This is a genomic window from Levilactobacillus sp. FUA 3915 (assembly GCF_044053135.1).
Taxonomy (GTDB): domain Bacteria; phylum Bacillota; class Bacilli; order Lactobacillales; family Lactobacillaceae; genus Levilactobacillus; species Levilactobacillus lanxiensis.
Genome location: NZ_CP168704.1, coordinates 946,933 through 973,746 on the forward strand (window position 1 = coordinate 946,933; position 26,814 = coordinate 973,746).

Annotated in this window: 25 protein-coding genes; 11 read left to right on the forward strand and 14 right to left on the reverse strand. The window is 50.7% G+C overall.

What is annotated here, in order from left to right; translation table 11 throughout:
• The 5 genes from ACEPST_RS04615 (at position 1) to ACEPST_RS04635 (ending at position 4,282) form a co-directional block, all read left to right on the forward strand.
• Positions 1-441, forward strand: a complete 441-nt coding sequence (locus ACEPST_RS04615) for a zinc ribbon domain-containing protein (RefSeq protein WP_203637730.1) — start codon at positions 1-3, stop codon at positions 439-441.
• Between the two features lie 17 nt (positions 442-458).
• Entirely contained in the window at positions 459-1,940 is a 1,482-nt protein-coding gene (locus ACEPST_RS04620; protein WP_204120476.1) for a zinc ribbon domain-containing protein, read from the forward strand.
• Positions 1,941-1,951: 11 nt separating this feature from the next.
• Entirely contained in the window at positions 1,952-2,812 is an 861-nt protein-coding gene (locus ACEPST_RS04625; RefSeq protein ID WP_395390540.1) for a DUF6574 domain-containing protein, read from the forward strand.
• Positions 2,813-2,919: 107 nt separating this feature from the next.
• A complete protein-coding gene (locus ACEPST_RS04630) occupies positions 2,920-3,447 on the forward strand; it encodes a GNAT family N-acetyltransferase (RefSeq protein WP_204120478.1) in 528 nt (175 codons plus the stop codon).
• 178 nt (positions 3,448-3,625) lie between these two features.
• The gene (locus ACEPST_RS04635; RefSeq protein WP_203642645.1) at positions 3,626-4,282 is read left to right on the forward strand and encodes an EAL domain-containing protein; all 657 of its coding nucleotides are present in this window, start codon (positions 3,626-3,628) and stop codon (positions 4,280-4,282) included.
• Positions 4,283-4,352: 70 nt separating this feature from the next.
• Here the strand turns inward: ACEPST_RS04635 and ACEPST_RS04640 are convergent, their stop codons facing one another.
• The 4 genes from ACEPST_RS04640 to ACEPST_RS04655 all read right to left on the reverse strand — a co-directional run bounded on the left by ACEPST_RS04640 (position 4,353) and on the right by ACEPST_RS04655 (position 8,867).
• The gene (locus ACEPST_RS04640; protein WP_204120479.1) at positions 4,353-5,066 is read right to left on the reverse strand and encodes a response regulator; all 714 of its coding nucleotides are present in this window, start codon (positions 5,064-5,066) and stop codon (positions 4,353-4,355) included.
• A 3-nt stretch (positions 5,067-5,069) separates the two neighbouring features.
• Positions 5,070-6,668 carry an ATP-binding protein gene (locus ACEPST_RS04645; protein WP_395390541.1) on the reverse strand — a complete coding sequence of 533 codons (1,599 nt, stop codon included), beginning with the start codon at positions 6,666-6,668 and terminating at the stop codon, positions 5,070-5,072.
• Positions 6,669-6,766: 98 nt separating this feature from the next.
• Positions 6,767-7,771, reverse strand: a complete 1,005-nt coding sequence (locus ACEPST_RS04650; protein WP_204120481.1) for a 2-hydroxyacid dehydrogenase — start codon at positions 7,769-7,771, stop codon at positions 6,767-6,769.
• Positions 7,772-7,793: 22 nt separating this feature from the next.
• A complete protein-coding gene (locus ACEPST_RS04655) occupies positions 7,794-8,867 on the reverse strand; it encodes an AEC family transporter (protein WP_395390542.1) in 1,074 nt (357 codons plus the stop codon).
• A gap of 726 nt (positions 8,868-9,593) precedes the next feature.
• Here ACEPST_RS04655 and ACEPST_RS04660 point away from each other — a divergent pair.
• Positions 9,594-11,243: a peptide ABC transporter substrate-binding protein gene (locus tag ACEPST_RS04660; RefSeq protein ID WP_204120483.1), complete on the forward strand. Its 1,650-nt coding sequence runs from the start codon at positions 9,594-9,596 to the stop codon at positions 11,241-11,243.
• A gap of 281 nt (positions 11,244-11,524) precedes the next feature.
• On the opposite strand, the gene ACEPST_RS04665 is transcribed toward ACEPST_RS04660, so the two are convergent.
• From ACEPST_RS04665 to ACEPST_RS04675, 3 genes are all read right to left on the reverse strand, one after another.
• The gene (locus ACEPST_RS04665; RefSeq protein WP_204120484.1) at positions 11,525-12,037 is read right to left on the reverse strand and encodes a hypothetical protein; all 513 of its coding nucleotides are present in this window, start codon (positions 12,035-12,037) and stop codon (positions 11,525-11,527) included.
• An 18-nt stretch (positions 12,038-12,055) separates the two neighbouring features.
• Positions 12,056-12,538, reverse strand: coding sequence for a hypothetical protein (locus ACEPST_RS04670; RefSeq protein WP_204120485.1), 483 nt, complete (start codon positions 12,536-12,538; stop codon positions 12,056-12,058).
• Between the two features lie 234 nt (positions 12,539-12,772).
• Positions 12,773-13,771 (reverse strand): LacI family DNA-binding transcriptional regulator, encoded by a 999-nt coding sequence (locus ACEPST_RS04675; RefSeq protein WP_204120486.1) that lies wholly within the window; start codon positions 13,769-13,771, stop codon positions 12,773-12,775.
• A 288-nt stretch (positions 13,772-14,059) separates the two neighbouring features.
• Between ACEPST_RS04675 and ACEPST_RS04680 the strand changes: the two genes are divergently transcribed.
• The gene (locus ACEPST_RS04680) at positions 14,060-15,457 is read left to right on the forward strand and encodes an SLC45 family MFS transporter (protein WP_204120487.1); all 1,398 of its coding nucleotides are present in this window, start codon (positions 14,060-14,062) and stop codon (positions 15,455-15,457) included.
• Between the two features lie 30 nt (positions 15,458-15,487).
• Entirely contained in the window at positions 15,488-17,161 is a 1,674-nt protein-coding gene (locus ACEPST_RS04685) for a glycoside hydrolase family 13 protein (RefSeq protein WP_204120488.1), read from the forward strand.
• A gap of 367 nt (positions 17,162-17,528) precedes the next feature.
• Here the strand turns inward: ACEPST_RS04685 and ACEPST_RS04690 are convergent, their stop codons facing one another.
• The 3 genes from ACEPST_RS04690 to ACEPST_RS04700 all read right to left on the reverse strand — a co-directional run bounded on the left by ACEPST_RS04690 (position 17,529) and on the right by ACEPST_RS04700 (position 20,039).
• Positions 17,529-18,077, reverse strand: coding sequence for a phosphoribosyltransferase family protein (locus ACEPST_RS04690; protein ID WP_125764133.1), 549 nt, complete (start codon positions 18,075-18,077; stop codon positions 17,529-17,531).
• A 3-nt stretch (positions 18,078-18,080) separates the two neighbouring features.
• Complete coding sequence (locus tag ACEPST_RS04695; protein ID WP_204120490.1) at positions 18,081-19,154, reverse strand: NCS2 family permease; 1,074 nt, start codon at positions 19,152-19,154, stop codon at positions 18,081-18,083.
• Positions 19,155-19,358: 204 nt separating this feature from the next.
• Entirely contained in the window at positions 19,359-20,039 is a 681-nt protein-coding gene (locus ACEPST_RS04700) for a hypothetical protein (protein ID WP_204120491.1), read from the reverse strand.
• A 175-nt stretch (positions 20,040-20,214) separates the two neighbouring features.
• Between ACEPST_RS04700 and ACEPST_RS04705 the strand changes: the two genes are divergently transcribed.
• Positions 20,215-20,637, forward strand: a complete 423-nt coding sequence (locus ACEPST_RS04705) for a MerR family transcriptional regulator (RefSeq protein WP_203642659.1) — start codon at positions 20,215-20,217, stop codon at positions 20,635-20,637.
• Positions 20,638-20,815: 178 nt separating this feature from the next.
• Positions 20,816-22,093: an MFS transporter gene (locus tag ACEPST_RS04710; RefSeq protein ID WP_275404321.1), complete on the forward strand. Its 1,278-nt coding sequence runs from the start codon at positions 20,816-20,818 to the stop codon at positions 22,091-22,093.
• Between the two features lie 183 nt (positions 22,094-22,276).
• Here ACEPST_RS04710 and ACEPST_RS04715 read toward each other — a convergent pair whose 3' ends face one another.
• The 3 genes from ACEPST_RS04715 to ACEPST_RS04725 form a co-directional block, all read right to left on the reverse strand.
• A complete protein-coding gene (locus ACEPST_RS04715; protein ID WP_204120492.1) occupies positions 22,277-23,464 on the reverse strand; it encodes an NADH-dependent flavin oxidoreductase in 1,188 nt (395 codons plus the stop codon).
• Positions 23,454-23,762, reverse strand: a complete 309-nt coding sequence (locus ACEPST_RS04720; RefSeq protein WP_204120493.1) for a hypothetical protein — start codon at positions 23,760-23,762, stop codon at positions 23,454-23,456. The genes ACEPST_RS04715 and ACEPST_RS04720 overlap by 11 nt, the downstream gene beginning before the upstream one ends.
• A 78-nt stretch (positions 23,763-23,840) precedes the next feature.
• Positions 23,841-24,212, reverse strand: coding sequence for a winged helix-turn-helix transcriptional regulator (locus ACEPST_RS04725; RefSeq protein ID WP_203642663.1), 372 nt, complete (start codon positions 24,210-24,212; stop codon positions 23,841-23,843).
• A 146-nt stretch (positions 24,213-24,358) separates the two neighbouring features.
• Here ACEPST_RS04725 and ACEPST_RS04730 point away from each other — a divergent pair, with 146 nt between their 5' ends.
• Positions 24,359-25,447, forward strand: a complete 1,089-nt coding sequence (locus tag ACEPST_RS04730) for a S66 family peptidase (RefSeq protein WP_204120495.1) — start codon at positions 24,359-24,361, stop codon at positions 25,445-25,447.
• Positions 25,448-25,825: 378 nt separating this feature from the next.
• On the opposite strand, the gene ACEPST_RS04735 is transcribed toward ACEPST_RS04730, so the two are convergent.
• Positions 25,826-26,803 carry a cation diffusion facilitator family transporter gene (locus ACEPST_RS04735; protein WP_204120496.1) on the reverse strand — a complete coding sequence of 326 codons (978 nt, stop codon included), beginning with the start codon at positions 26,801-26,803 and terminating at the stop codon, positions 25,826-25,828.
• Between the last annotated feature and the right edge of the window lie 11 nt (positions 26,804-26,814).

A 26,814-nucleotide genomic window follows, 5' to 3' on the forward strand; every position in this document is an offset into this window, starting at 1 on the left:
ATGAAACAAACCTACTACCGTATCTGTTCCAACTGTGGCAACCAGAACGCCGCCGACGCCAATTTCTGTTTGAAATGTGGCACGACCCTGTCAGCCGCAGATGAATATGCGCTGATTCCCCATGCGGCCGACCAAACTTTCCCCCTGTTTGACCTGGAACTGACCCCCGATGAGGTCGCCCAGACCAAGAATTTCCGAATTACTGAGGACCGCGACATCCCCGCTGGTTACCGTTCCGCCGGCCTAATGTTTGCCGAAAGCGACGTCGCCCCGCGTGCGGGCGCTAAGGCCGCCTGGGAAGACCTGATGAAACACGTCTACGCTCTCTTGCTTGCCAAGGGATACGACGGTGTGGCCCGGGTCTCCATCCAACCGGAACCCATGCAACCGAGTCAGCTCTGCCTGTACGGTGAAGCTTTAATTGTCGACACTCAGCACTAATAACTGGAGGAATCCTTATGCATTTAACCCATTACGCAGCCCCCGCCAATGATCAGCCTGGCGGCGGGGCCGCAAACTTCTGCCCCAACTGTGGCCAACCCGTCTCAGCAACGGACACGTTCTGTCCCAACTGTGGCGCCAATTTACAGGTCGCTACCGGTGACACAAACCAATTTCAAACGCCCCAACAATCTCAAGCAACGACGCAAGCGTCACAACGGACGGCCCCCACTCGGCCAGCCCGCAAGCCACGGCAACCGTGGTCGAAGAAAAAGAAACGCCTCTGGTGGGGCATTGGTGTCGCCGCGGTAGCCGTCATCGGCTTCTTCGTGTGGGGTAGCAATCATTACTCCCGCGCGGCAACGCTAGACCGGACCATCAACGATATCAAGAGTGGCAAGCACCTGACAGACGACTTCACCAGCGCAAGTTCCGACTTGACGCTGAGCAAGTCTAAGTTGTTGCCCATCAATCGCTACTACAGCGACCACTCTCAGGACTTGAGCAAACTGAAAGCTGATCTCGACAACAGCGGTCGCAGTACGGACGGCGATTTCGTTTATGAACAAAACGGGCATCACCTGTTGTTCTTCCCGAAGTACCAGATCAGCGTGAGCCCGGTCTACCCGACCGTCACAACCAACCATACTGGCAACGTGATTACGCTGGACAACCACAAGATTGCCACCGCCACGAGCGACAGCTTCACCAAGAAACTGTCCGCCATGGTCCCCGGTGAATATCACCTGCAATCTCAAGGAAAAATTGGTGGCCATAATCTGACCAACAGTAGCGATTACCACATCACCAGTAACAAGACATATGATTTGGAACTGACCACTATTTCAGTGGAACTAGACACCGTTGCGGGCTCTAACGTGTACTTAAACGGCAAGAAGATTGGGACCGCCGACAGCACCGGGACTTACCAAATCAAGAACGAACCGTGGACGTCCGACATGAGCGTTTATGCCGCCTACACGTCCAGCGCCGGGAAGGCAACAACGCCAACCACCAAGCTGAAAAAGGATGATGACGGTAGCTACGTCGACTTGGATTACAAGGATATGATGGATAAAGGTGACGCGGACGACTTTATTTCGAATTTGTTTGAAGCCGCGCAAAATCTCGCGGACAATGGTGACGACAGTACCGATGACGATGGCGACGATATGTCCGACTTCTTTGTCAACGGGACCAGCAACAGCTACTACGCTGACCTCAGAAAGATGGCCAAGGGGTACAACGATAATGACGATCTCGATGCCATTGGCATGGATACCGACGTGACCGACGTTAAGCCTGGCCCGAATGGCACTAGTGAAGTGGTCTTCACGGTTGAATACACGTTTGGCTTGAGCGATTACGACTACGACCACGTGCAGGACTTCCAGTACACGGCCACGGTTCAACCCGCTAGTGATGATTCATCACAAAGCTATCAAATTTTGAAGTACGGTCACGCTGTTAAGACGTCTGACCGCCACGAAGACGATTAAGGAGAAACTAAATGACTAATCAACCAAGATTCTGCCCACATTGTGGCAACGAATTAAAAGCCGACGCCAAGTTCTGCCCCAAGTGTGGGTACGCGCTAAGCCCGGTCGCCACCGGCTCTGAGCCTGCCGCTGCTCCTCAACCAGAACCAACGCAAGCGGCACCAGTTGCCGAACCAACAACTACGGAAAATGCGCAAGCCTTCTCTGGCAATTACTTCAACTGGTACCTGGACACCCTCAAGCACCCGAGCCAACCACGTGTCGAAGCTAACCGGTTCTTCGGGATCATCTCCATGGTCGTTGAAGCCCTCCTTTTAGCCTTAACGCTAACTTTACTGGGCCAAAAGATTGTCAACATGGTCACCAAGATGCTCAACACCTACGAAGAAGCGCAACTGGCTAAGTACTTGAACCTGAATGGACTGGTCTTCAAATCCGGTCTAATCATCTTCTTCCTGGTCATCATTGGCTATGCCATCTACGTCAGCATTGGTTACGCCTTCCGTCGCCTCATCACGGAAGAATACGTGAACTTCTGGGACTTCGTAAACCAGTTCGCTGGTGTCACCAACTTGATTTTAATTTTTAACCTGATTACGTTCTTACTAGGCCTCATCACCGGATCTGCTAACTTCTCCAGCCTCAGCATTTTACTGGTCTTCATGGTCCCAGCAAACTTGCTGATCAACGCAGCCTTCGTCTTCATCATTATCGATGGCGTTGACCAATCGCGGATGGACAAGTTCTACACCGTATTTTTAGCTGAGATCTCACTGACCGTGGCCTTCTTCATCTTTGGCTTTATCGCCACGAACATCGTTGGGGGTTCTATCGTAAGTTACGTCCAATCGCTGTACAATAGCGTCGTTTAACCTTTTAGAAATCGGCTCAGCAGAAATGCTAGCCGTTTTTTTCGTGCACAAATTTTCTAGCAAGTGGTATTCTAGAATTTATAGACGTACCAAATGGAGGACGAACAATGAGTTTAATTTATTTGAAACGGGCAACGGCGGCCGACGTGCCAGCTATCATGCCCATTATTGCTAACGCTAAGGCCCTGCTGAAGGCCGATGGCAGTCCGCAGTGGCAAGATGGCTACCCGGACGAAGCGGCCATCAGACGCGATATCATGGCCCAACAGAGCTGGCTGTTGATGGTTGACGGTCAAGTGGCTGGAACCGCCGCACAGGTGGTCGGTGACGACCCGAACTACCACGAAATCGATGGTGAGGGCTGGCACAACACGACGGCGCCCTACGCGACGATTCACCGGATTGCCCTGAGCGTTGGCTTTGCTGGGCAACACCTGAGCCACTATTTCTTCTCTAACCTGATCAGCCAAGCCTACCAAGAAGGCGTCCGCAACTTCCGCATCGACACGCATGCCATGAACCAGCGGATGCAGGCGATTGCCGGGAGCTTAGGCTACCAATACCGTGGCGAGATTCGCGTGGACGAACCCGGCGATAACCTCCGTCACGCCTACGAGCTGAATTTAGCAGATTAGCCAAGTGTCACCATTTTACGGGTCGTTCGCGTTCACTTAGCGGACGACCAGCTGAATTTGGGGTGCCAAATTGCTAAAGTCGTGCACCATTATGGCTGTAAATTAATTGCGCAATGATGTATAATAATCTCTATTGTTTATTTAGACTGTTTTAGCAGAGAGGGGATTTTCTTTTAAAATGTATCGATTTTTCGTCCAGCCGCAAGTAAACGCGGCAACGCAGAAGTTAGCTGGTTACGAACTGTTATTACGCTCTTATTGTCACGATTACTGGGTGACGCCAACCGATTTCACAGCGCTTCCAATGGACCAACAGGTGTCACTGTCCTATCAAGAAATCACGAACATTTTAAAGGATCACAAAGATAATCCCGAGATTTCGCTAAACCTAAACCGTGAACAATTCACGGACCGCCGGACAATTGGCCACTTGATCCACTTGAAGAAATCCATCAAAAATTTGAAGTTAATCGTCGAGTTAACGGAAGCGCCTCTGCTGGAAGAACTCCACCGTTACGTGGCCCTGTACCGGGCGTTCGATATCAAGTTGAGCTTGGATGATGTCGGCACGGACAATCCATGGTGCCCGGCTGTGCAAGACATCCTGCCCTTCATGGACAATATCAAGTTCGCCATGCAAAATTTCCGGCTTCAACATCGTCAAAAAGAATTGCTACCGAGCCTCAGCTCCTGGCGTAAGATTGCCGACATGTACCAGCTCGGCTTCACGCTGGAAGGCATCGAGGACCAAAGCGACGTGGCGTTGGCTAAGAAATACAACGCCGGTACGACCCAAGGGTACTATTACAGTAAGCCTGTGCCCTACGCTGGGTAATTGCATACTTATTCGAAATGAAACGACACGCTGGCCGGTTGGCTGCGTGTCGTTTTTTGTTTGCTATATTTTATAAATAATCGCGTATTTTCTGTTCTTGTTGCTGGTCAATCTTGTACCTAGTTAATGGTCGCCCACTCTTTTGGTAAACAACCTCTGAAGATAGAACGGCGATTCCACCCAAAAAGTCTAAATACTTTTTCGTCGAAACTCGTGACAAGCCCGTATTATCCGCGACATCCTGATTGGAAAAGTCACCATCAAAGTCTTGCAAAACATGGACGATTTTTCGTAGTGAGAGTTTGGCTAGACCCTTTGGCAGTGCCTTATGGCTCCCCTCCTGCTCACGCTGGTTACTCCCCAGGAACAGGCTGTCCAGGTCCGTTTGAGAAACCGTTATTTTATTATCCACTACAATCATTTTAAGATATTTATCTATTGCCTTTTGGAATCGTTCAAACGAAAACGGCTTTATCAAGAAATCTAGCACACCGTAATTCACGGCTTCCTTAAGGGTCTGTTGATCATTAGCCGCCGTCATCATAATCACTTGCGGGTGTAGTTGTCGCTTAAGCAATTCCGCCAAGAACTCTGTTCCATTCATCTGTGGTAAATACATATCTAATAAGACAAGTTCGTAGTCCGCCAAATCTGGCAATGCCAACGCAGCAACCGCACTATCACATTCTTTCACATTGGCCGATTTAAACTGCGGCACTTGATTAAGAAACTTATGATTAATCATCCGGACCATTGGATCATCTTCAATAATCAAAGCATTCATATATTAGTCTTCCTTTACCTCAACCCGAGCAGTTATTTGACTCCCACGTGGTTGATTGCTAGTCACTTCCAAAGTCCCATTCAGCCGATCAACAGCCGTGCTAATGAGTGTCATCCCATAACCACGATTTTCTCCCTTGGTCGAGAAACCTTGGTCAAACATTTTATCGCGAACCTCTGGTGTAATACCGCTCCCGTTATCGCTAACGCAAATCTCCAAGCTACTTTCAGCCGCGAGGTAGGTTAGCTTCAAAGTCACTTGATTCTTCGCATTAACCTGTGAAAACGCCGCAAAAGCATTATCCAAAAGATTGGAAACAATTCGCAATACTAAAATTTCAACGTGATTATCTAATTTCAATTGTGGCACATAAGAATCCGACGTGATTTCAAATGAAATTTTTTGTTCCTTAGCTTCTTTACTCTTGCCAAGTAATAAGCCCACCATCGCCGACCACTTAATTTTTTCAGACACATAGCCAACGTCCTCATGGTAAGAGTTCGTAATCTGTTGAATGAATTTCTTTACCTCAGTATATTCTTCTAATTCAAGCAGCCCGTTGATTACCTGCAACTGATTCATAAACTCATGTGTTTGGGCCCGTAGCGAAGAAATATAATGCTCCGTCCCCGTTAATTTATTTAACAGACCAGAAATTTCAGACATGTCCCGGATCATAGAAACTTGACCAATTTTTCGCTCACGAACCCTTAAATCATTAGTTGAAATTAATAATTGCTTATCTTGAAAATTAACTTCCACACTATTTTCTGCCGAACGCGGTTTGTCGCTATTAAATAACAACTTATTTAGTGGCGAAGAAATTTTCTGATTAACGATTATGTTCGGTTCAAAGAGCTCTTGGGCAACCTGGTTGGCCGACAATACCCTTCCTTGATTATCAATGGCAACAATCCCTTCTGGCAAGGAATTATCAATTAATGCTTGGCGTGCCGTTCGTTCCGCGATTTCTTTGGGTTCCATTCCCAGTAATAGGTACCGTAAATACATCCCCAATAGAATCGAAAGGACCACACCAATCAGCATTCCCACTAAGCCACCAATCCAGATAGGCCGGGTTCTTTTAATGATTTGGTCATGCAGATTCTTCTGCGTGACCCCCACGCAAACGACACCGATGACGCGACCATCACGATACACCGGATAAAACACACGGTATTCGGGTCCCAGAACCCCGGTCTTTTGCGAATAGTGAATGCGCCCCTTTAAGGCAGGAAGTGGGTCAGTCATTGAACTAAAGTGATGGCCAACGCCTGAATTATTGGGGTGGGACAACCGAATTAAATCATGATTTAAGACCACAATAAAGTCAACATCATCTCGTTTAATTAGTCGCTTTGAGAAGCGCTGTAAATTCCGACTCGAGCCTTGGTTAGACGCCTGAATCACATCTTTAACCGTTGGCATCTTCGCGGTAGCCCGTGCAACTTTAACAATCCGTTCTTGGGTTGTCTGCTTACTTTCCGCCGCCGTATCTCGTTGGATTAAGATTGTTGTCGTTAGCACTGAGAGTCCAATTGTCACCGCCATGACCGCAATCACAATTCCCCAGAATGGGATGTATTTTTTAATAAAAGCCATATCTCCACCTCACCTGTCATACTACACGTCTGACGTAAGTATATACAATAAGCCCTCCCTTAAAATTAATAACAAATTTAAAGGAGGGCTTATTATGGCTATTTAGCCTTGATTTCATTCTTGGTCGTACCGGTTGTTAAGACTTCGTGGAAGTTTTCGTAACTGATGCTAATCATATCTTCTAACGCTGGCTCCGTATAAGATCCAACGTGTGGCGTAATCAAGACATTCGGATTGGCTTCAACCAATTTCTGAACACCCTTATCTGGAATCGCTGCACTGTTCTCAAAGCTATGGCCTAAGATATTAACTTCATCATCAACGACGTCAGCGCCATAACCACTAATTTGTTTATCAGCCAGTCCTTTTAGAATAGCATCTACGTTTGCCAGTTCACCACGAGCTGTATTAATGAGAACTGCCCCCGGCTTCATCTGAGAAATAAACGTCTCATCAACTAAGTCTTCATTTTTCCCAGGGAAATAAGGGACGTGAATGGAAACAATGTCACTCTGCTGCAGGACATCCTCCAAGGACATCATCTCTGCTAATTCTTGTGCAGCCGCTGATGGATAAGGATCGTAGGCTACAATCTTTGCACCCAAAGCACTGTACAGCTTGGCTTCAGTAAAACCAATTCGTCCAATTCCGACGATACCAACCGTTGCCGTATGAATTTCCTTACTGAACATCGCCGGTGAAATTTTAAAGTTAGATTGACGGGTTTGGCTGATTCCCAAGTTAACGTGACGGAATAAATTCATACCTAACGTAAAGGCAAGCTCAGCAACCGCATAGGGTGAGTACCCCGGAACCCGAGCCATGGTAATACCCAAGTCCGCAGCTGCTTGTAAGTCCATGTGATTGTAACCAACGGAGCGGGTAAAAACAGTTTTAATACCCCATGCTGCAAATTTTTCTAAATTCTCACGGTCAGCGACGCAATTTCCTCGAACTAAGACAGCGTCCGCTCCCCGAGATTGGTCGGCATTTTCATGCGTTAAGAGGTCCTCGACATAGGTCATGTCAAAGTTATATTTATTCAGTTTATCGAAGTAAGGTTTTTCAATCGGCCGAACGCCATACGCTGTAATTTTTGTCATACTCAACTACACCCTTTCTAGATTAATGGAAAATTCCTAAACCGCTAATAACTTGTAAGATGGCAATCCAAATTGGCATCATGACCACCGCAGAAATTGTTGAAATAAAGGCCGCATTCGATGACATAACGGCTTCTCGATCAAAACTAATCGCATAAGCAGAAGCAACTGAAGCCGTTGGCGTTGCCATCATAACAACAATCGTGGCTACTGCAACAAAGCTCAAGGACAAAATCCCAGTAACGTTTAATAGCCATAAAATAACCAGGTTAATCAACGGAACAATAACGACCTTGTTTAATGAGTAGTACCATGGGGTCTTATCCTTAGCGGCATCCTTAAACGAAATGGATCCTAAGGTCACACCAATTGCCAACCAAGCTAATGGGGAAGAAAGATTAGCCAAGTATGAGAGTGGCTTGTACAACCAGAGCGCAGTCTGATCAATTCGGTAAAAAGCAACCGTGGTTAAAGCCGTGGTCTGGACGCCATTGACAGCGGCATGCACTGTCATCTGTGGCACTAGATGTTGTCCCAACCACATGAATAACCCAAGGAACGTGGCGATGACGATTGGATTGGCAAACATTTTCTTGATATTCTTGGCTTCCATCTTCAAGCCAGACATCTTGATGTAGGCGTATGAGTAGAGGAAGATTCGGTAACCGATGTTAAAAATTGAGCTGTACATAACCCCTTTGGCGCCATAAACCGCACCAACAATTGGAATACCAAAGAACGTGGTTGACCCGAACGTCGTTAAGATTGCTAAAACTTCACGTTCTCCTTTTACATATCGCTGATACATAAATGGCGTTACAAAGATCAAAAGAATATAAATCACAATCCCCCAGACCAAGACGCCCATTCCTTCTTTAAAGGCATCGCCGTCCATTGGTTGCATAAATGAGTTAAAGGCTAAGGCTGGAATAGCTACCGTTAAAGCGACCTTCGTTAAAACTTTACCGAAGTTTTCGCCAAACGTTCCGCGTCGCCGTAGGAAGAAGCCAAGTAAGATAATAAAAATCGTCGATGTAATAGAACTAATAATTGCTGCATTCGTGAATGTTGATTCAACTGCTTTAAGGACATTCATTAGTGTCGCCTCCATATGTTTTCCTTTTGATGAATTCATCTTACGTCGACTTTGCTCACTAATATACATAACGAAAGTTTTGTAATTAATGTAAGTTATGTAAGCGGTGGTCTAACCAGTTATCAAATTCACAATTTAGTTATTCAGCGACTACATCAGCTACTCCCCAACTTAAATGGCGGCACAAAGTCAGGTCTACTCCGCTCCTCAGTCGGGTAAAATTCAATTAAGAAGTCTATTCAAGTACCACGTTTTACCCCGTATAAATACCCGAATTTTAAAATGTGAAATCCATGATAAAAATAATTATATTTACCAATCACCCAATCCCGTTTCTTCTATATACCCCCACAATCCCCGCTACCACGCCTTTAAACAAATTGAATTTTCCCTGTTGACAAACCACCCCCAGCTCGTTATTATTAGAGCCATATTAGAAATACACGAACGCATCACCAGGAAGAGTAGCCGTTCCCGCTAAGTTCAGAGACCACCGGTAGCTGAAAAGGTGGCTTACAACGGAGCAGCGAAGATGAGCCTGGTAGCTGACAATTGGTGAAAGCTGATTGTCCGAGTTGAAGCCCGTTACCGCTTCCGACTTTTGGCAACAGAAGTTACGGAGATGGTGGATGTGAGTCCCCCATAAAACAAGGTGGTACCGCGAGTGAAATCGTCCTTATGTAGCAATTACATAAAGACGATTTTTATTTTGAGGAGATGTTTGGAATGAAGAAAAAGGGAACGATCTTAACGGTGGCGGCTTTGAGCCTCTTAACATTAGCAGGGTGTGGCAGTCAGTCCAGCTCCAGCAGCAGTAACGGCAGCAACAAGTACGCGGACAAGCAGGAATTGAACTGGACGGAATCCTCCGAACTGGCGACCAACGATTTAGCCAAGGCCACGGATACCCTGAGTTTCACGGTCCTGCAGAACACGCAGGAAGGCCTGTACCGCCTGAACAGTAAGGGCACGCCAGCCAACGCGCTGACCACCAAAACCGAGCTGACCAACGGCGGCAAGACCTACACATTTAACCTCCGTAAGGGGGCCAAGTGGTCTAACGGCGACGAGGTCACGGCCAAGGACTTTGTTTATTCCTGGCAACGGACGCTCGATCCCAAGACCGCTTCGCAAGATGCCTTTTACTTCTTCCAGGTGAAGAACGCCGAGGCCGTCAACAGTGGCAAGAAGCCGCTCAGCTCCCTGGGAATCAAGGCCGATGGCAAATACAAGCTGACGGTTCACCTCACCAAGCCCGTTTCCTACTTCAAGAAACTCCTCGCCTGGCCCCTCTTCTACCCGGTCAACCAAAAGGCCGTTCAAAAATACGGCAAGAAATACGGCACCACGTCCGCCACGACCGTTTACAACGGGCCCTTCCGTTTGACCAAGTGGAACGGGACCAGCACTACCTGGACGTTAGCTAAGAACAAGACGTACTGGGACAAGCAAGCCGTGCATCTCGACAAGATCAACGAAGTCGTGACCAAGAGCACCACGACCAGCTACAACTTATTTAACGCCAAAAAGACCGACGAGACCTTACTCGACGGCCAACAAGTGAAGAACAACAAGAACAATGAAAACTTCGTTAAACGCCTCCCAACCGGGACGCAACGCCTGAGCTTGAACCAAAAGACCGTGCCCGCCTTTAAGAACGTGAACGTCCGCAAGGCCTTCTCCCTGGCCATCGACCGGAAGCAACTGGTCAACGACGTGCTCCAGGATGGCTCAACGGTTTCCAAGGGCTTCGTACCAGCCGGCATGGGCAACAATCCTAAGACTGGCGAAGGTTTCGACAAAGAAGCCGAAGTCAAATCCGCTGTTTCCTACAATTTGAAGGAAGCCAAGACGTTACTGGCCAAGGGCCTCAAGCAGACCGGTAAGAAATCACTCGACGTTTCCCTGTTAGTTTCCGATACCGACGCCAGCAAGCAAACGGCCGAATTCCTCCAGAGTTCGCTGCAGAAGCTGCCAAACGTGAAGGTCTCCATCAACACGATTCCTTACGTTCAGCTGATCACGCGTCAACACAATAAGAACTACGACCTGACCTTGAGCGGCTGGCAATCCGTCTTCGCCGACCCCATCAACTTCCTCGACGTTTACGAATCCAACTCTAGCTACAACACGTCCAGCTGGTCCAATAAGCAATACGACCAACTGCTCGACGAATCCGAAAACAAGGATGGGAACCAAGCATCCAAGCGTTGGAGCAAGCTGGTCGCAGCCGAAAAGGTCTTGATGAACGATCAAGGGACGATTCCCCTGTATCAAGCTGCGAAGTCCCAACTGTTACGGAAGAACGTGAAGAACATCAACTACAACCCAGCCGGTGTGCCTTACGACTTCAAGACGACTTACATTGCTAAGTAACGATTGATTAGCTCCTAGTCCCACTGGACCACGACCCCCCTCGTAGTCCGGTTGGCAGGCCTCATCAGCCAGCACCATCTGTCAGACTTATCTATGTCTTCTTTATATAGTAGAAACAGGTTCCAACCGGCGTTTGAAGTGCGCCCCGGTTGGAACCTGTTTTTGCGTTTATTGTAATTTGTAAAAGTCTGTGGGGTAGCTGGCAACCGTGTGTCGAAAGGCTGTCATCGTTCGACAGTACCGCCATCCCCATGATCATTTTTTCATTAAACGCGACCGGTCTAATCCAACAAGTCACCAACGGAATGACTAGGTAGTGGTTGGCGGAAGGCGTAAAATTTTGTGCCAGATATTTTAACCTGCAAGGCCTGCACCTTTTTGCCCAGAATCTTGACCTTAACCTTAGTCTTGCTTAACGTGATTGCCGGCGTGCCGGACGTCATGCGCAGAACCATCCGGTAGCTAACCTTGTGGGTCTTCTTGGCAACCTTTTTGGTGTAGGTCAGTGGAGCGACAAACTCTACTTGCCAGACTGGTTTATTTAGAGCCGGTGTCTTCGAAGTGTAGACGCCATACGTCACTTTCTTAGGTGCCAAATTCACGCGCGCATACGAAAAGATGGGCGCTTTCTTTTTGCCGACAGCTTCTCCACCACCGTAAAGGTACCAATTGCCGCGGTAACTCTTTGGCAGGGCGACCGCCTTGCTGGCAGCGTGAACGGGGATGGTGCTGGCCACGCCAAAGAAGCTGACGCTGGCTAAACTGACAATTAACCCTTTAACCCATTTGTTCATCAGAAAACATCCTCTCCGCTAGTCCATCATATCCCAGGAACGCGCCTTCGTGGCCTTACTAAAGGCATAGTTCGTATCGCCGTCCTGGTCCCAAGCCAACGCTGGGGTCTTCACACCCTTCACCTTGACCGACGTCAGCCGGAATTTCCCTAAATTACTCTGGTCACCTAAAGCTCTGGCCTGATAGAAGGTTTGGTTGTGCTTCGTTTTGACACTGAATGTCACCTTGGCCTCGGAGGTTATAAATGACGTCAAATCTGACAGATCAGCGTTCTTAGTCGAACTAATGTCACTATCGATACCAGAATCCGTTAATGCAATCTGCTCCACGTAGTAGTACTTCGTGTGATGATGACGCGCATTGCCCAGGTACCCATACCAATTTCCCTGCAGGTTATCTGGCAACGTCGCAGCGTGTGCCGTAATGCTCTGACTAGCCACTGCCCCAAACGCCACAACGGCTAACCCAGCGATGATTCCTTGAACAAATTTCCGACTCATCTGAATCCCCTACTTTCTCCTCAAAATAGTTATTCCAACTAACTATCTTAAAGATAGTCCAACCGGGTTAATAATACAAGATGTTTTTGTTCTGACATAAATATTAATGACACGCACTGATATTACGCCAATCTATCAGGACTCACTATTTTTAACTCTTGTAACAGGTTTTGCTAAAATGGATGTAAAAAAAGCGCCGGAAATTTAGCATTCCGACGCCACAATTCAATTTATTTATTCTGCCTGCAGCATCCGCACACTCTGGCGATTGACTAACTTGATTGGCGTAATCTTCTGCGGTAGCGTCTCGGTTGACCGCAATTGTTGAACGCCCGCAATGCCCATTTCATAGAAGTTTTGCGACACGCTGGTTAGCTGCGGTTGGACCAGGCTACACAGTTCCGTGCCGTCAATCGCCACGATGGAGAGGTCCGCGGGCACCAGCAGGCCCAGGTCACGCGCCTGATTCATCACGCCAATGGCCGCCATGTCACTAGCGCCCACAATGGCGGTCAGTTCGGTCTGCGCACCGTACGCCTGCATCGCTGCCTGCCCGGCGTCATAGCTGTAATTGCCCAGCTGAATCCACTCGGCCTTGGGTGTGATGCCGGCATCCTTCAAGGCCTGTGTATACCCGAGTACCCGTTGGCGGCCGGTATGAAAGTCCCTATCGACGCCAGCCAAGCCAATTCGCCGATGTCCCTGTTTGATCAGCGCTTGTGTCGCTTGGTAACCGACCTGCCAGTCATCCGAGGTGATGTACGGCAAACGCTCCCCGTCAAAAGAGATGGAGAGAAAACAATACGGCACCTGTGAACCTTGAAGTAGCGTTAGATTTTCCGGCGCCAAGTCCACAGATAGTAGCAGGATTCCCATCACCGGTCGCTCAATCACCGTCATCAATGCCCGGCGTTGTTGGGCCGAATCGGCATCCCCGGCGTATAAAATAATCACGTTCAAATTATGCTGGTGGGCTTCTGCTTGAATCCCTTCAATGATCTGACTGGCGAAGTTGGTCTTGGTCGAATTGACCACGGCCGCAATCACATTGCTGTGGCGTGTCACCAACTCGGCCGCCGCCGTATTCTTCTGGTAGCCCAGCTCAGTCGCCGCCGCATGCACCTTGGTGGCCGTCGCTTCACTAAAGAACGCCGACTTGTTGGCCAAAACCCGCGACACGGTGGCCGTGGAGACCCCCGCTAATTTCGCAATATCCTTAATCGTTGCGGCCATCACGACCACCTACTTTCCTCTGATTTTCTACTACTGGTTCCGGCCAGTCGTTTCTCTATACCTGACCTTTTCGTTTTCATGTCTAGGTCCTATTCTACCGTTAATAGCGTGAAATAACAAAACCATTTGCCACAAATTCAGTAATTTTACACAAACGTTTGCTTTTCTTATTTTAAGCCATTGTAAACGTTTGCGTAAAGTGCTAGAATTCATCTTGTAAGCGGTTACTTAATTAATTCAACCGATGATAGCAATTATTCAACTTTCATTTTTTAAGGAGGAATCACTATGGCTCAAAATACAGCCTTAGAAAGTGAGCAAGCCCCGACGACCGTAGCTACGACCGCCAGTGAAAACTCACTACCGAAACTACCCTTGAAGACCATCTTCGCGATGACGTTTGGTTTCTTCGGGGTCAACATGGCCTTTTCCTTACAGTCCTCACAAATGGGCCGGATTTTCCAAACGATTGGCGCCGACCCAACCAAACTGGGCTTCTTCTTCCTGTTGCCCCCACTGGCCGGCATGGTCGTGCAACCCTTGATTGGGAAGTACTCCGATATCACTTGGAATCGGTTCGGCCGGCGGATGCCCTACCTCATGATTGGGGCGCCCATCGCCGCATTGGTCATGATTCTGTTGCCTAATGCCGGGTCGTTTGGCTTTGGTTACGCCTCACTGGCCGCCTTGTTATTTGGCGCCATCGCCATTCTCTTCATGGACCTATCCTCTAACGTCTGCATGCAACCGTTCAAGATGATCATTGGGGATATGGTCAACGAAGACCAAAAGGATTTGGCCTGGTCTTGGCAACAATCCTACTCCAACTTGGGTGGGGTATTGGCAACAATCTTCCCATTCGTATTAACTTGGTTTGGGGTATCCAACGTGGCTGCTAAGGGTACTGTGCCCCTGTCCGTGCGAATGGCCTTCTACATTGGCGCCGCGATTCTCTTAATAACCTCTGTCTACACGATTGTTTCCGTTAAAGAATACGACCCCGAAACCTATAACCGGTTCCACCACGTCAAGGCGGAAACCAAGCAAAAGACGGCCAGTCTCTGGCACTTAGTGAAGACCGCACCACGGGCCTTCTGGGAGATTTCCTTCGTGCAACTGTTCGACTGGTTTGCCATTCAATACCTCTGGACTTACGGGACTGGCGCCATCGCCGACAACGTTTGGCACACGGCCAACGCCGCTTCCGCCGGTTACCAAGCCGCTGGGAACTGGTTCGGCATTCTTTCCTGCATCCAGTCACTAGCCGCCGTTGTTTGGGGCTTTGCCGTTCTGTCTCACACCAAACCGAACCAACGGAAATTCTGGTTCCGGGTTAGCCTGATTATGGGTGGCCTTGGGATGATCTGGATCTACTTTATCCACTCACAATGGCTATTAATCCTGCCATTCTGCCTGATTGGTATCTGCTACCTGACCATGCAAACACAGGCTATGTCACTCTTCACCGAATCACTCAACGGGAAAAACGAAGGGGCCTACCTGGGACTCTTCAACTGCGGGATTTGCTTGCCACAAATCATCGCTTCCCTGGCCAGCTTCGCCATTTTCCCAGCCATTGGTCAATCCATGCCCGGGATGTTGGTCATCGCCGGCATCGCCTTTCTCTTAGGGGCCGTCGCTGTGAGTGTTATTCACCCTAAATTATCTGAAAATTCTGTAAACTAGAGTTAGCAATATCTATAGGAGGTTTTATCTATGTCTAAGCAATGGTGGAAAAACGCCGTCGTCTATCAGGTTTACCCGCGCAGTTACCAAGACAGTAACAACGATGGGATTGGGGATCTCCCTGGTCTGACCCAACGCCTGCCTTACATTAAAAAATTAGGGGCCGACGTCATTTGGTTGAACCCCATTTACAAGTCACCCGACAAGGATAACGGTTACGACATCAGTGATTACCGCAATATTCAGGATGCTTACGGCACCATGGCCGACTTCGACAAATTATTAGCCAGTGCCCACCACCAAGACCTGAAGATTTTAATGGACTTAGTGGTCAACCACACGTCCGATCAGCACGACTGGTTCCAACAAAGTCGGCAGTCAAAGGACAATCCTTACTCAGACTATTATATCTGGCGCGACCCCGTCGATGGCCACGAACCCAACAACTGGGGCTCCTACTTCAGTGGGTCTGCTTGGACGTTCGAGCCCAAGCGTGGTCAGTACTACCTGCACCTCTTTGCACCGGGTCAACCCGATTTGAACTGGGAAAATCCAAAGGTTCGGCAAGAAATCTGGAGTCTCATGAGATTCTGGCTGGACAAAGGGGTCGACGGCTTCCGGATGGACGTCATTAACTTAATTTCCAAGCCAGCCGGTTTGCCGGATGCGCCCCAAGCACCGGGTGCCCCTTACGGTAACGTGGAGCCACTGGTCTCAGATGGCCCTAAGCTCAACGATTACCTGCGGGAAATGAACGACGAGGTCTTGTCCCACTACGACGTCATGACGGTGGGTGAAATGCCTGGGTCCACGCCAGAAGACGCCATCACCTACACCGGGCTTGAAGCTAACGAATTGAACATGGTCTTCCAGTTCCAGCACGTCAGCCTGTCCCCCAACGCCGACCCGCGTCTGGGCAAGTGGAACGACGCTCCCGTCAAACTGACCGAGTTAAAGGGCGCCCTCTCCCGTTGGCAAAAAGCCTTAGATGGCAAGGGGTGGAACAGTCTTTACTGGAACAACCATGACCAACCCCGTACCGTTTCTCGTTTTGGTAACGATACGCCAGCCTATCGGGAACTCTCCGCGAAGATGCTGGGCACCACGCTTCACATGCTCCAAGGCACCCCTTACGTTTACGAGGGTGAGGAGTTAGGCGAAACCAACGTACACTACACCACACTCGACCAGTACGAAGACCTGGAAAGCTTGAACGCCTACCGGCAAAACGTCGAGGAAGAAAAGATCATCGACCAACCAACGATGCTGAAATACCTGTCACACATGTCCCGGGATAATGCCCGGACACCTATGCAATGGGATGATTCCAAGAACGCTGGTTTCTCCAAGGCCCAACCGTGGTTCGCTTTAAACCCGAACTACACCAAGATCAACGCGGCAGCCGAAGTCGACGATGACCAATCCGTCTTCAACTACTACCGGCAGTTGATTGCCTTACGCCACAGTAGTGACCTGATTGTTCACGGTACCTATGAAGAATTAGATGCCGACGACGAACAAGTCTTCGCCTACAAGCGTCACTATCAAGGGCAAACCCTCTTGGTCATCAGCAACTTTACCGACCAGACGGTCACCCGCGACTACGACCAAGCCAACGCCAGTGAAAAGCTCATCGGCAACTACGCCGACGACCAAGGCACCACGCTCCGGCCTTACGAATCCAAAGTTTATCTCTTCAAATAAAACCTCTGACTGACATCAAGGCAAATTAAAAACCACCTAGGTCCAACAACGACTGCGAGCGTTGTTGAACCTAGGTGGTTTTGTGTGTAATGAGACTTAACGTTGATCAAATTTATTCACGGATAGCTTGGGCGACAACTGATAAATGGGTCAAACCCGTGTCAACCGCAGGGAAGGTGAAAATGAGCCCAGCCGTGGGAATTGCCTTAGTGGCGTGAGCCGCTTAGGCAATTGATACCTTTGAGACTCGCTTTTCAGAGGCTCAAAGTAAGTCTGGAGACCGCTCTTTGGCTCCAGACGTTCGCCCACAGCGGACCGGTCTCATTTTCACCTTCCCGGAGGCGCTGACAAAAACAGTTTAACCCGTTTAATCGATGGGAAACAAGGGGAGCTTGGCCAAGTACTGAATGTCTGGTCGGTCCGCCGCGGCGCCCTCGGCCAGGATGGCCATCTGGCCCACAATGGTGGCTCCTGCCCGCTTCAACAATTCCTGGGCGGCGTTCAACGAGCCCCCGCTGCTAATGACGTCATCGACAATGACGACCTTCTTCGCCACCAACCGATCGGCATCGGTGCCATCCAGTACCAACTCCTGCGGCGCACTGGTCGTGATAGCCGTCACGGGGACCTTGAGGGGCGCCCGCATATAATCCTTGGTGGCCTTTCGCAGCACCACGAATTGCGGGTGATCGGTCAGCCGGCTAAGTTCTTGGGCCAACGGAATGCCCTTACTCTCTAATGTGACGAAATAATCAAACTTCTTAGGCACCAACTGGGCCAATTGTTCCGCGGCATAATCGGTTAACTCGGCATCCCCTAATAGCACAAATGAGGCAATCGCTAAATCTTGACTGATGGGCACCACGGGCAACTGCCGCGTGATGGGTCCCACCTTTAATTCATACGTTTTTAACATCGCTTAGACCCCCAGTCCAACTAGTAACAACCCTTTCAACAGGCCCCCGGTTAAGAGACCAGCAAACGGATCGGCCACGGCCGTCACCACCAAGGTAATCGCGGCCACGGTCGCATCCTTTCCCTGCAAGGCAGTCGCCGCATCTGCCGGAAAAATCACGACGGCCCCCAGAATAAATAGGAAACCAGCAATCGAGGCACTCGGCACGTATTTTCCCAGCCGGGGCAACCAACCCACCGCCAGAATCGCGGCCATGATCAGCATCATCAGGATCCCGGCAATCACCGGTTCTGGCGCACTGGCCGTTGCAGAAATAATCGTTTCGACCGGTGCCCCGCCGAGCAGGCTGGTGCCCATATCGGCTAACGACTGCGTGATCGTCAATAGGTTCAGATTGACCGGATTGGGCTTAAGCCCCGTCATCTCCCCCGTAATTAACCCGTAGGAAATGTTGGCCCCAATGTTCAGACAGGCCAGACTCAACGCCCCACGGACCACGCGGGGATTAATCATTGGTTTCGTAAAGACAAATCGGCGAGCCGTCACGTGTTCCGGGAGCTCGGCACGGTAGTGGGTAATGAAGACAGCGGCCAAACTCGATCCGATGACGGACAAAACAATCGTCCAGACTAAGTCTTTGGTCACTAAATAGGTCACGGCGGCCAGTCCAACCGACGTCCAGCCCGTCAGGCGTTCCTGTTTCGCCATGCCCAACGCAATCTTCGCCAGCATGATTCCCACACCAGCCATCATCCCCGCCATGATGCCATTGCCCAGGAGCGCAACAATTTTAGTGAGGGTCCCGGTCACCCCAATCAGGAACATGACCAGGGAACCGCCTAAGATAATCGACGTTCGCTCGCGTAAATCCCTGCCCAGCTTTCCCGTCAGCGCTAAGGATTCTGCCTGAAAGGATAAGGGGGCCACGGCGCCAAATGCCCCGTTGACCGCTGAAGCAAATAGAAACGAAAACATCGTCGGAAATATCGCAAAGCCTAGTGACATCGCCATGATTCCTTGGGGAATTCCATTTAACACAACTCCGATTGCTGCCAACAGATCCGCTAACCAATGCATCAGACGTCCACCCTCCACACGTTTCTTGCCCGTTATTTCAACATTCGTTTTCTTTCTACAGAATACGTTAATCAAATGATATTGTCCACTTATTTTTCCATTTACACGAACATTCGATATAAATTGCGTTATTATTTTCGGATATATTTAAGGGCATAAAAAAGTGCGACCCACCATTCGTTGAGTCACACAACCATTATCTCGTTAAGAATTTTTCAACTGCCGTTCCTGAACCGCGACCCGCAACAACCGCCACGAATCCGGTAACTGCAGCGCCTCCAGCTGGCCATGCGCCAACGCCACGGCCTCCTGTACAAGTTGGCCCGCATGCGTGTCACAACCCGCTGGGGCGTAGGCATCGTACTGGCGATTCTGCGTGAGCAGTTGGGTCAGGAGTTTTCGCAAAATCGTGACCCCCGTTGGCAAGAGCAGTTGGTGGGCCGTCACGCCGATCTCTTGCAGCCAGCACTGCGCTTGACCGGCAATGCCCGCTAACCTGGCCGGCGTTGCTGGGCCACCCGACTGCTGAACCACGACGAGTCCAACCAACGCGCCCATCGCTGCTAGCACCGTGGCATGACTCACCTGAGCCAAGTCTAATAGTAGATAGTTGGCGACGGTTGGCTGCCACGCCGGCGTCGTGACTGGCAGTGCCGCCAACAGCTGATTGCCGAGACGGCCGTAGACGGAGTGCCCCAATTTTTCAATCAGGTCCTCCAACGACACCTGAGGAACGATGGTGAGCTCGTCGGTTGCTGTATCCTGGATCAACAGGTCCCGTGGCTCTGGGCCAAACAACGCGGCCAGGCTAGCACTGGGGTCGGTCGCCCAAGGTAGCCGTGGCACAAAGTCTTCACCCGCAGACTGCACATTAAATTGTCTCACACCATCACCCCTCCTCATCTATCAGCAGTGTACCCCCTTCGACCTACTTGAAGGCAACCCCTTTGTGCCTAAATTTTAAATCGAGGCAAACGCTTGCGCAAATGCCAGCAAACGTGTATGATTGAAAACATTGCTTAGAGTTAGTCGAACGCGAACCTTTTGAGGAGGGACCTAGATGTCTTATACCATCCACGAAGTTGCTCAGAAAATGGGCATTTCAACCTATAGTATTCGCTATTACCACGATCACGGCATGTTGCCCAACGTCAAACGGGACGCCAACAACAACCGTGTGTTTAACGATGTCGACTTGGAAGGGTTACATATCATCCTGTGCTTACGCGGGACGGGGATGCCCGTCGAACGGATTCAGCACTACCTCGATCTTGTCCAACAAGGGGAATGCACCGTGCCCGAACGCTACGAAATGATGCAAGCGCAACAGGAACGGACGCTCCGCGAAATCGCTGACCTTAAGGAACACCTGTCGACCATCAACTTCAAGGTTGATCATTACGCAGAAATTATGAAGACTCACCAGCCCGATAGTTTTGTGCCCGCAAGTATGCGCGACACGGCCACCAACCAAACGGCTTAAACTTGACCGGCTCCCACTAGCATTAACCACAGTTTCATCAACCAAATCAGCCATCTCTCACCGTTGTGTGCGAGGTGGTTTTTTGTTGAGTCAATTTTCTTGCACCCCCTTAACTAATATGCTACGCTTAACCACCTGCGATTCATTTATTAAATATTTTATGAGGGGGGTCCGCTCCTTGGAAACCACACACCTGCCGCACTGGCGGCGCAACATCTATCTCTTCTTAACCAGTCAGTTTCTGTCGGGCATCACCAGTATGGTGGTCCAGTACGCCATCATCTGGTACTTGACTAAGCAAACGGGCTCGGCGACGGTGCTCAGTCTGGCCACTCTGCTGGGAATGCTCCCGATGGTGCTCCTCAGTCCCTTCGTGGGACCATTCGTTGACCGACTGAACAAGAAGACCCTGCTGATTGTGCCAGACATCGTAGCCGCCGTCTTCGCCATCATTTTATCGATTGCGGGCACGCTCCAATCGACCTTCCCCCTGTGGCTAATTTTCATTTCGCTACTGGTCCGGTCGATTGCGCAGACCTTTCAGATGCCAACGATCCAGTCGATTCTGCCCACCATGGTCCCGACCGATGAGCTCACGCGGATCAACGGACAGCTGGGGATGGTCCAATCGGCCAACATGATTATTTCACCAGCGCTGGGCGCATTTCTCTTTGCCATCGTCCCCATGAATTTCTTGATTCTGGTCGACGTTCTGGGCGCCATCATTGGGATTAGCCTGTTAACATTCGTGCGGATTCCCGAGCATCCCGTGATCGACGAGAAGGTCCACGTTCTGGCCGATGCCAAATTTGGGCTGATGAAACTCCGCAACACGCGGGGCCTCTGGGCCATCACCATGATTGGTGCGGCCTTCACGCTGATGTTCATGCCCGCCGCCAGCCTGTACCCACTGATGACCATGGGCTACTTCCACGGCACAGTTGGCCAAGCCGGCCTGATCGAAGTCATTTACTCCGTCGGCATGCTCGCCGGGGGCGCCATCATTGGCCTCTTTGGTAATTGGCGCGACCGGATGAAACCCATCTTCTGGGCGACCGTCGCCATGGGCGTGACCTTTGGCGGCAGTGGCTTTCTGCCGGGCAACCAAACCGGCTTCGTCTGGTTCGTGGTGTTAAACGCCTTAGCCGGTGCCATGACGCCGTTCTACAGCACCCTGTTGATGGCGATGATTCAACAGAGTTTCCCCGCCGACCAACTCGGCCGCGTGCTAGGCGTGCTCAACTCCTTGACCAGTGTTGCCGGACCGGTTGGCCTGATTTTTGCGGGTCCCCTAGCCGATAGCATCGGTGTCGAAAAGCTGTTTATCATCGGCGGCCTCGGCTCCCTGATCTGTGGTCTCGCCATGTGGCTATTGCCAAGTGCTCGCGCTTACGATCAGCAGTTACAGGCGCGCCTAGCAACTGAGGCGTCGGCTCAACCTGATTTAGATGACTAATCCTAAGGATCTGTTTCCGGACAGGTCCTTTTTTCTTATCTACCTAATGGCCATTCATTCTGGTCGGCCAAATCCGCATCACAAACTAAAAAGGCACGGCCAAGGGGGCGAACCTCCTGGCCGTGTCTTTACTTGCTAAAACAAGTATTTTCTATTCGCGAAATTAATAATTGGTGGGACTGACTACATCTTCTTCTCAAAACCTTCCATTGGCGCTGCTTCGTTTTGGTAATCAGCCGCAACGGCGGGGTCCGTGGTGAAGTGCATGACGGAGTAGAAGGCGCCCTTCAGGTAGTACTGCATAGCCACCGGAATCTTCAGTTCGGTCATTTCAGATGGTGAGAGTTGGTAACGGATGCTGGCTTCATCCCCGTCCAATACCTTTTCCATCCATTGGGGTTCGCGAATCATTTCGCGGCCCATGGCTACCAAATCAGCCCCCATAGCGAGAACGGCATCGGCGTCAGCCGGCGTTTCCACGGAACCGACACCAATCAGTGGCTTGCGCCCGGCCAATTGGGCGACGAACTTCTTAATCAGTGGTTCGTGGTCACTCTTATCGTTCAGTGACGTCCGTTGGGCAGACCCCATGGACATGTGGACGTAATCCACGTCAGAATCGCCTAACATGCCCAGGAAGGCCAAGCTATCAGCTAAACGAATCCCTGGCGTTTCGATTTCCTCAGGTGAGATTCGGTAGCCCAACAGGAATGGGCGGTCGGCGTACTGGGTAATCGCCTTATGGGCACTGGCAATCACAGCCTTGGCAAAGGCCATCCGGTCATCGCGGTCGCCACCCCATTTGTCCGTCCGACGGTTCGAGTTAGGAGAGAAGAACTGTTGCAATAAGTAGGTGTTGGCCCCGTGCAGTTCGACCCCATCAAAGCCAGCGGTGATGGCCCGACGCGTAGCTTCACCAAAGGCAACGATCAACTCATCAATTTCCGCCGCCGTCATTTCCCGCGGTGTCTGGGAATCGGCTGGAAAGGCAGCCTTAACGGCACTAGCACTGACCGGTTGATTGCCACGAAGAATGCTGTCGTTAGACTTTCGGCCAGCGTGGAAAATCTGCAGGACAGCCTTGGTGCCATTGCGCTTCATGGCGTTGGCCAAACGGCTCAGTCCCTCGATGTCGGTATCATTGGCAATCGACAGTTCGCCTTCAAAGCCCTTACCGCCAGCAATCACGTTCGCCACTTCGCCAATGATCATGCCAACGCCACCGGCCCGAGCGCCGTAGAAGTCGATTTCATCGTTGGTCACGTGGCCGTCGTAGAAACTCGACATGGTCGTGGTTGGGGACATGATTACCCGGTTCTTTAACGTAACCCCGTTCTTAAAGCTAAAGTCCTGTTGAAAATTATAAGTCATCTGATTTTCCACCTTTCTGAGTTGCGGTACATTTTTGAATTGCCGTTAAAATCGGTCGGAGGGTCTCACCGGCTGGCGTCAGCGCCCAGCGCCGTTGTTTCACGTGAAACATCACGAGTTGGCGGCGCTGCAATCGCCACAAACCACACCAACAGCCCCACCGTTGCTTGCCATTTAGCCGCTGCCAGATCATCCTCATGGATTGGGGACCCGCTGCCAGCAACAGGAGTAGTTGCCACTGCACGGGTTGCGTGACCACCGTTTGGGTCGTCTGTAGCCCGCGAATCGAATGCGCCATCGCGCCACCTCCACAACGAAACCTAGCATAACCGCTTGCCGGGCAGAAAAAAAGAAGGCACTTAAAAGTACCTCCTCGTTAATTTTCTAAAATATGGCTGAAGCCCCCGTGGTCATTGGCGATTTCCATGTCGGGCACTTCACTGGCCCGGCGTTCACCCCACACGGACATCTGTACCAGGATCTGGCCCAAAGAACGGCCTAGGTCGGTCAACGCGTAGGTGACTTTAAACGGTGCCCGTTCCCCAGAAATGTGGCGGATGATGATGCCGTCTTGTTCCAGCTCCCGCAGTTGTTGCGTCAGCACCTTTTGCGAAATGGCTGGCAACTCGCGGCGGAGGTCACACGTTCTTTGGGGCCGATTGCCCAAATGGCACAGCAGTTGTGGCTTCCATTTCCCACTAATAATGCCCAGCGTTGCCTCGACCCCATTGTTATACGACTTCTTCACGTGATGACCTCCTCAATAGTTTTACCCATTATAGCGCCTAAGCAACCTTTTGGGGAGTAGGCACCTTTTAGTAACCATGAAATCAATTCCCCAATCCATCGTTAAAAGCGTAAAATGAGATTAATTTAATTTTGGGAGGGATTTCAATGATCAAACCACATCGTTTACATACCGGCGATCAAGTCGCCCTCGTTAGCCTATCTAGCGGCGTTATGGGTGAGGCCTTTGCCACTCACGAATACCATCGCGGGCAACAACGCCTGCGTGCACTTGGCTTAATTCCCGTGACCATGCCCAACGCCCTGAAGGGACTCGACTACCTCGACGCCCATCCCGAAGCCCGCGCCGCCGACCTCAAGACGGCCTTCACCGACGATACGATTGCCGGCATCTTCTGTGCCATCGGTGGCATTGACACCTTTCGCCTGGCCTCCTATCTCCTGGACGACCCCGAATTTGTGACCGCCGTTAAGACGCATCCCAAACTCTTTACCGGCTTTTCCGACACGACCGTGGATCACCTGATGCTGTATCATCTGGGACTCACCACCTATTACGGCCCCAACGTACTCAACGATTTGGCTGAGTTCGACACAGACCTATTGCCGTATACCAAACGCACGCTGACCCATTACTTAGAAAATACCGCCACGACACCAATCACCAGCAGTCCCATTTGGTACGAAGAGCGGACCGACTTTTCCCCGGCGGCCCTGGACACACCGCGGGTCAGTCATCCCGAAACCCGGGGCTATCAGGTGCTCCGGGGCCACGGTAGCGTCACCGGCCGGCTCCTGGGCGGCTGCCTCGATAGCCTGAACAGCCTGCTGACCGACACCCGTTACCCGGAGGAACCCGTCATCGCTAGAAAATACGGCCTCATCCCTAGTCCCGCAGACTGGCGCGATAAGATTCTCTTCCTCGAAACTAGTGAGGAAAAGCCGACACCGGCGGCCTACCAAACCATGCTGCAGAACCTGAAGCAGGCTGGCATTTTGGGCAACGTGAAAGCCATCATCACGGGAAAACCGCAAGATGAAGTCTACTATGACGACTACTGCCAGGCCCTTTTAACGGCGACCCAGGACCTCGACGTGCCAGTCATGACCAACTTCAACTTTGGCCACGCCTATCCCCGAACCGCGCTGCCATACGGTTTAACCGCGAAACTTGATTTCGACGACAAAACATTAACCATCACGGAACCTTTCTTTTCTGGGGAGATCACGCAATGAATTCTTGACGGACCGAATTATTAATCAATAATCAAAAATAATAATTATTAATAACAAAAAAGAAGCCGCCAATATTAGCGACTCCTTTTTTGTTTAAAATAGCCTGTTGTCCAATATAAAAAACTCCTATTCCCCTTAAGAACAAAAGGAACACCGTGATGGCCCCAATGGGTTAAAACAATGTCAGCCGCAGGGCTGGTGAAAATGGGCTCAGCCGTGGGAGTTGCCTTAGCGGGTCTCCCGCTTAGGCAACTGCTATCTTTGAGACTCGTTTCTCAGAGGCTCAAAGTAAGTCTGGAGACCGCCCTTCGGCTCCAGACGTGCGCCCACAGCGCCACGGCCCATTTTCACCAGCCCGGAGGCGAAGTCAACATCAATTTACCCCGCTGGAACGGCCATCACGTTGGTATCGACGACGCCGAACTCGTGGCGCATCGCCGCTTCAATCTCCTCGCCCAACCGGTAACTATCCTGAACCTCCATGTGAGCGTCGACCGCAATCACCAAATCAACCGTGACCACGTTACCGTTGTAGTGAGCCTTGAGGTCTTCCACCCGTTTGACCCCCGCAAAGCCCGCGGCCATTTGCCGAAATTGTTCTTCAACTTCTGGATCAAAGTAGTCGGCCAGGTTCAAGCTGCTCTCGCGGAAAATCTTGATGCCCGCCGTCAAAATGTAGATTCCGACCAACATACTGGCCACGCCATCTAGCCAGGTCAGCTTGAATACCAGCGCGCCGCCAATCGCAATCATGGTCGCGATACTGGTTATGGCGTCGCTCAAACTATCCAGTGCGGCGGCCGTCAACGCGGCGTTCTTTAATTTTCGACCGGCACGGCGGTTCAACCACCACACTCCCAGCATGACGACCGTGGCGATACCGGCCCCCAGAATCGTAATCGGTTGGGGCACCTCCTGGTCGGCGGGATTCATGAGACTCTTGATGCCGCTATAGATGACGCTGGCGGCAATGGCAATCATCACGATCCCGGTCAGCATGGTGAAGACCGTTTCGTAGTGAAACCGCGTCAACTGGAGGCGTTGGCCGTTGTGGCTGTAATCCTCCGGTAACGGCTGGCCCATCAAATCATCGTCGTGAATATCACGGGCAATGTAGATACCAATTAATAACAAAACGGTTGAAATAATCCCGGATAAATTATTAAACGCATCGGCCCGCAACGTTTGGGAGTGCCCCACAATCGCCAAATAAAATTCGATAACAGCGATGCCCAGGTAAGCCGCCACATTTAAGTATAGGTGCCGCTGAGCGCCGCGTAACTTGGCCAACTCGGCCTGTTGCCGGGCCTGCCATTCGGCCTGTTCCTGTTGCCGATGCTCGTTCAATTCTTTCATACACAATCCCT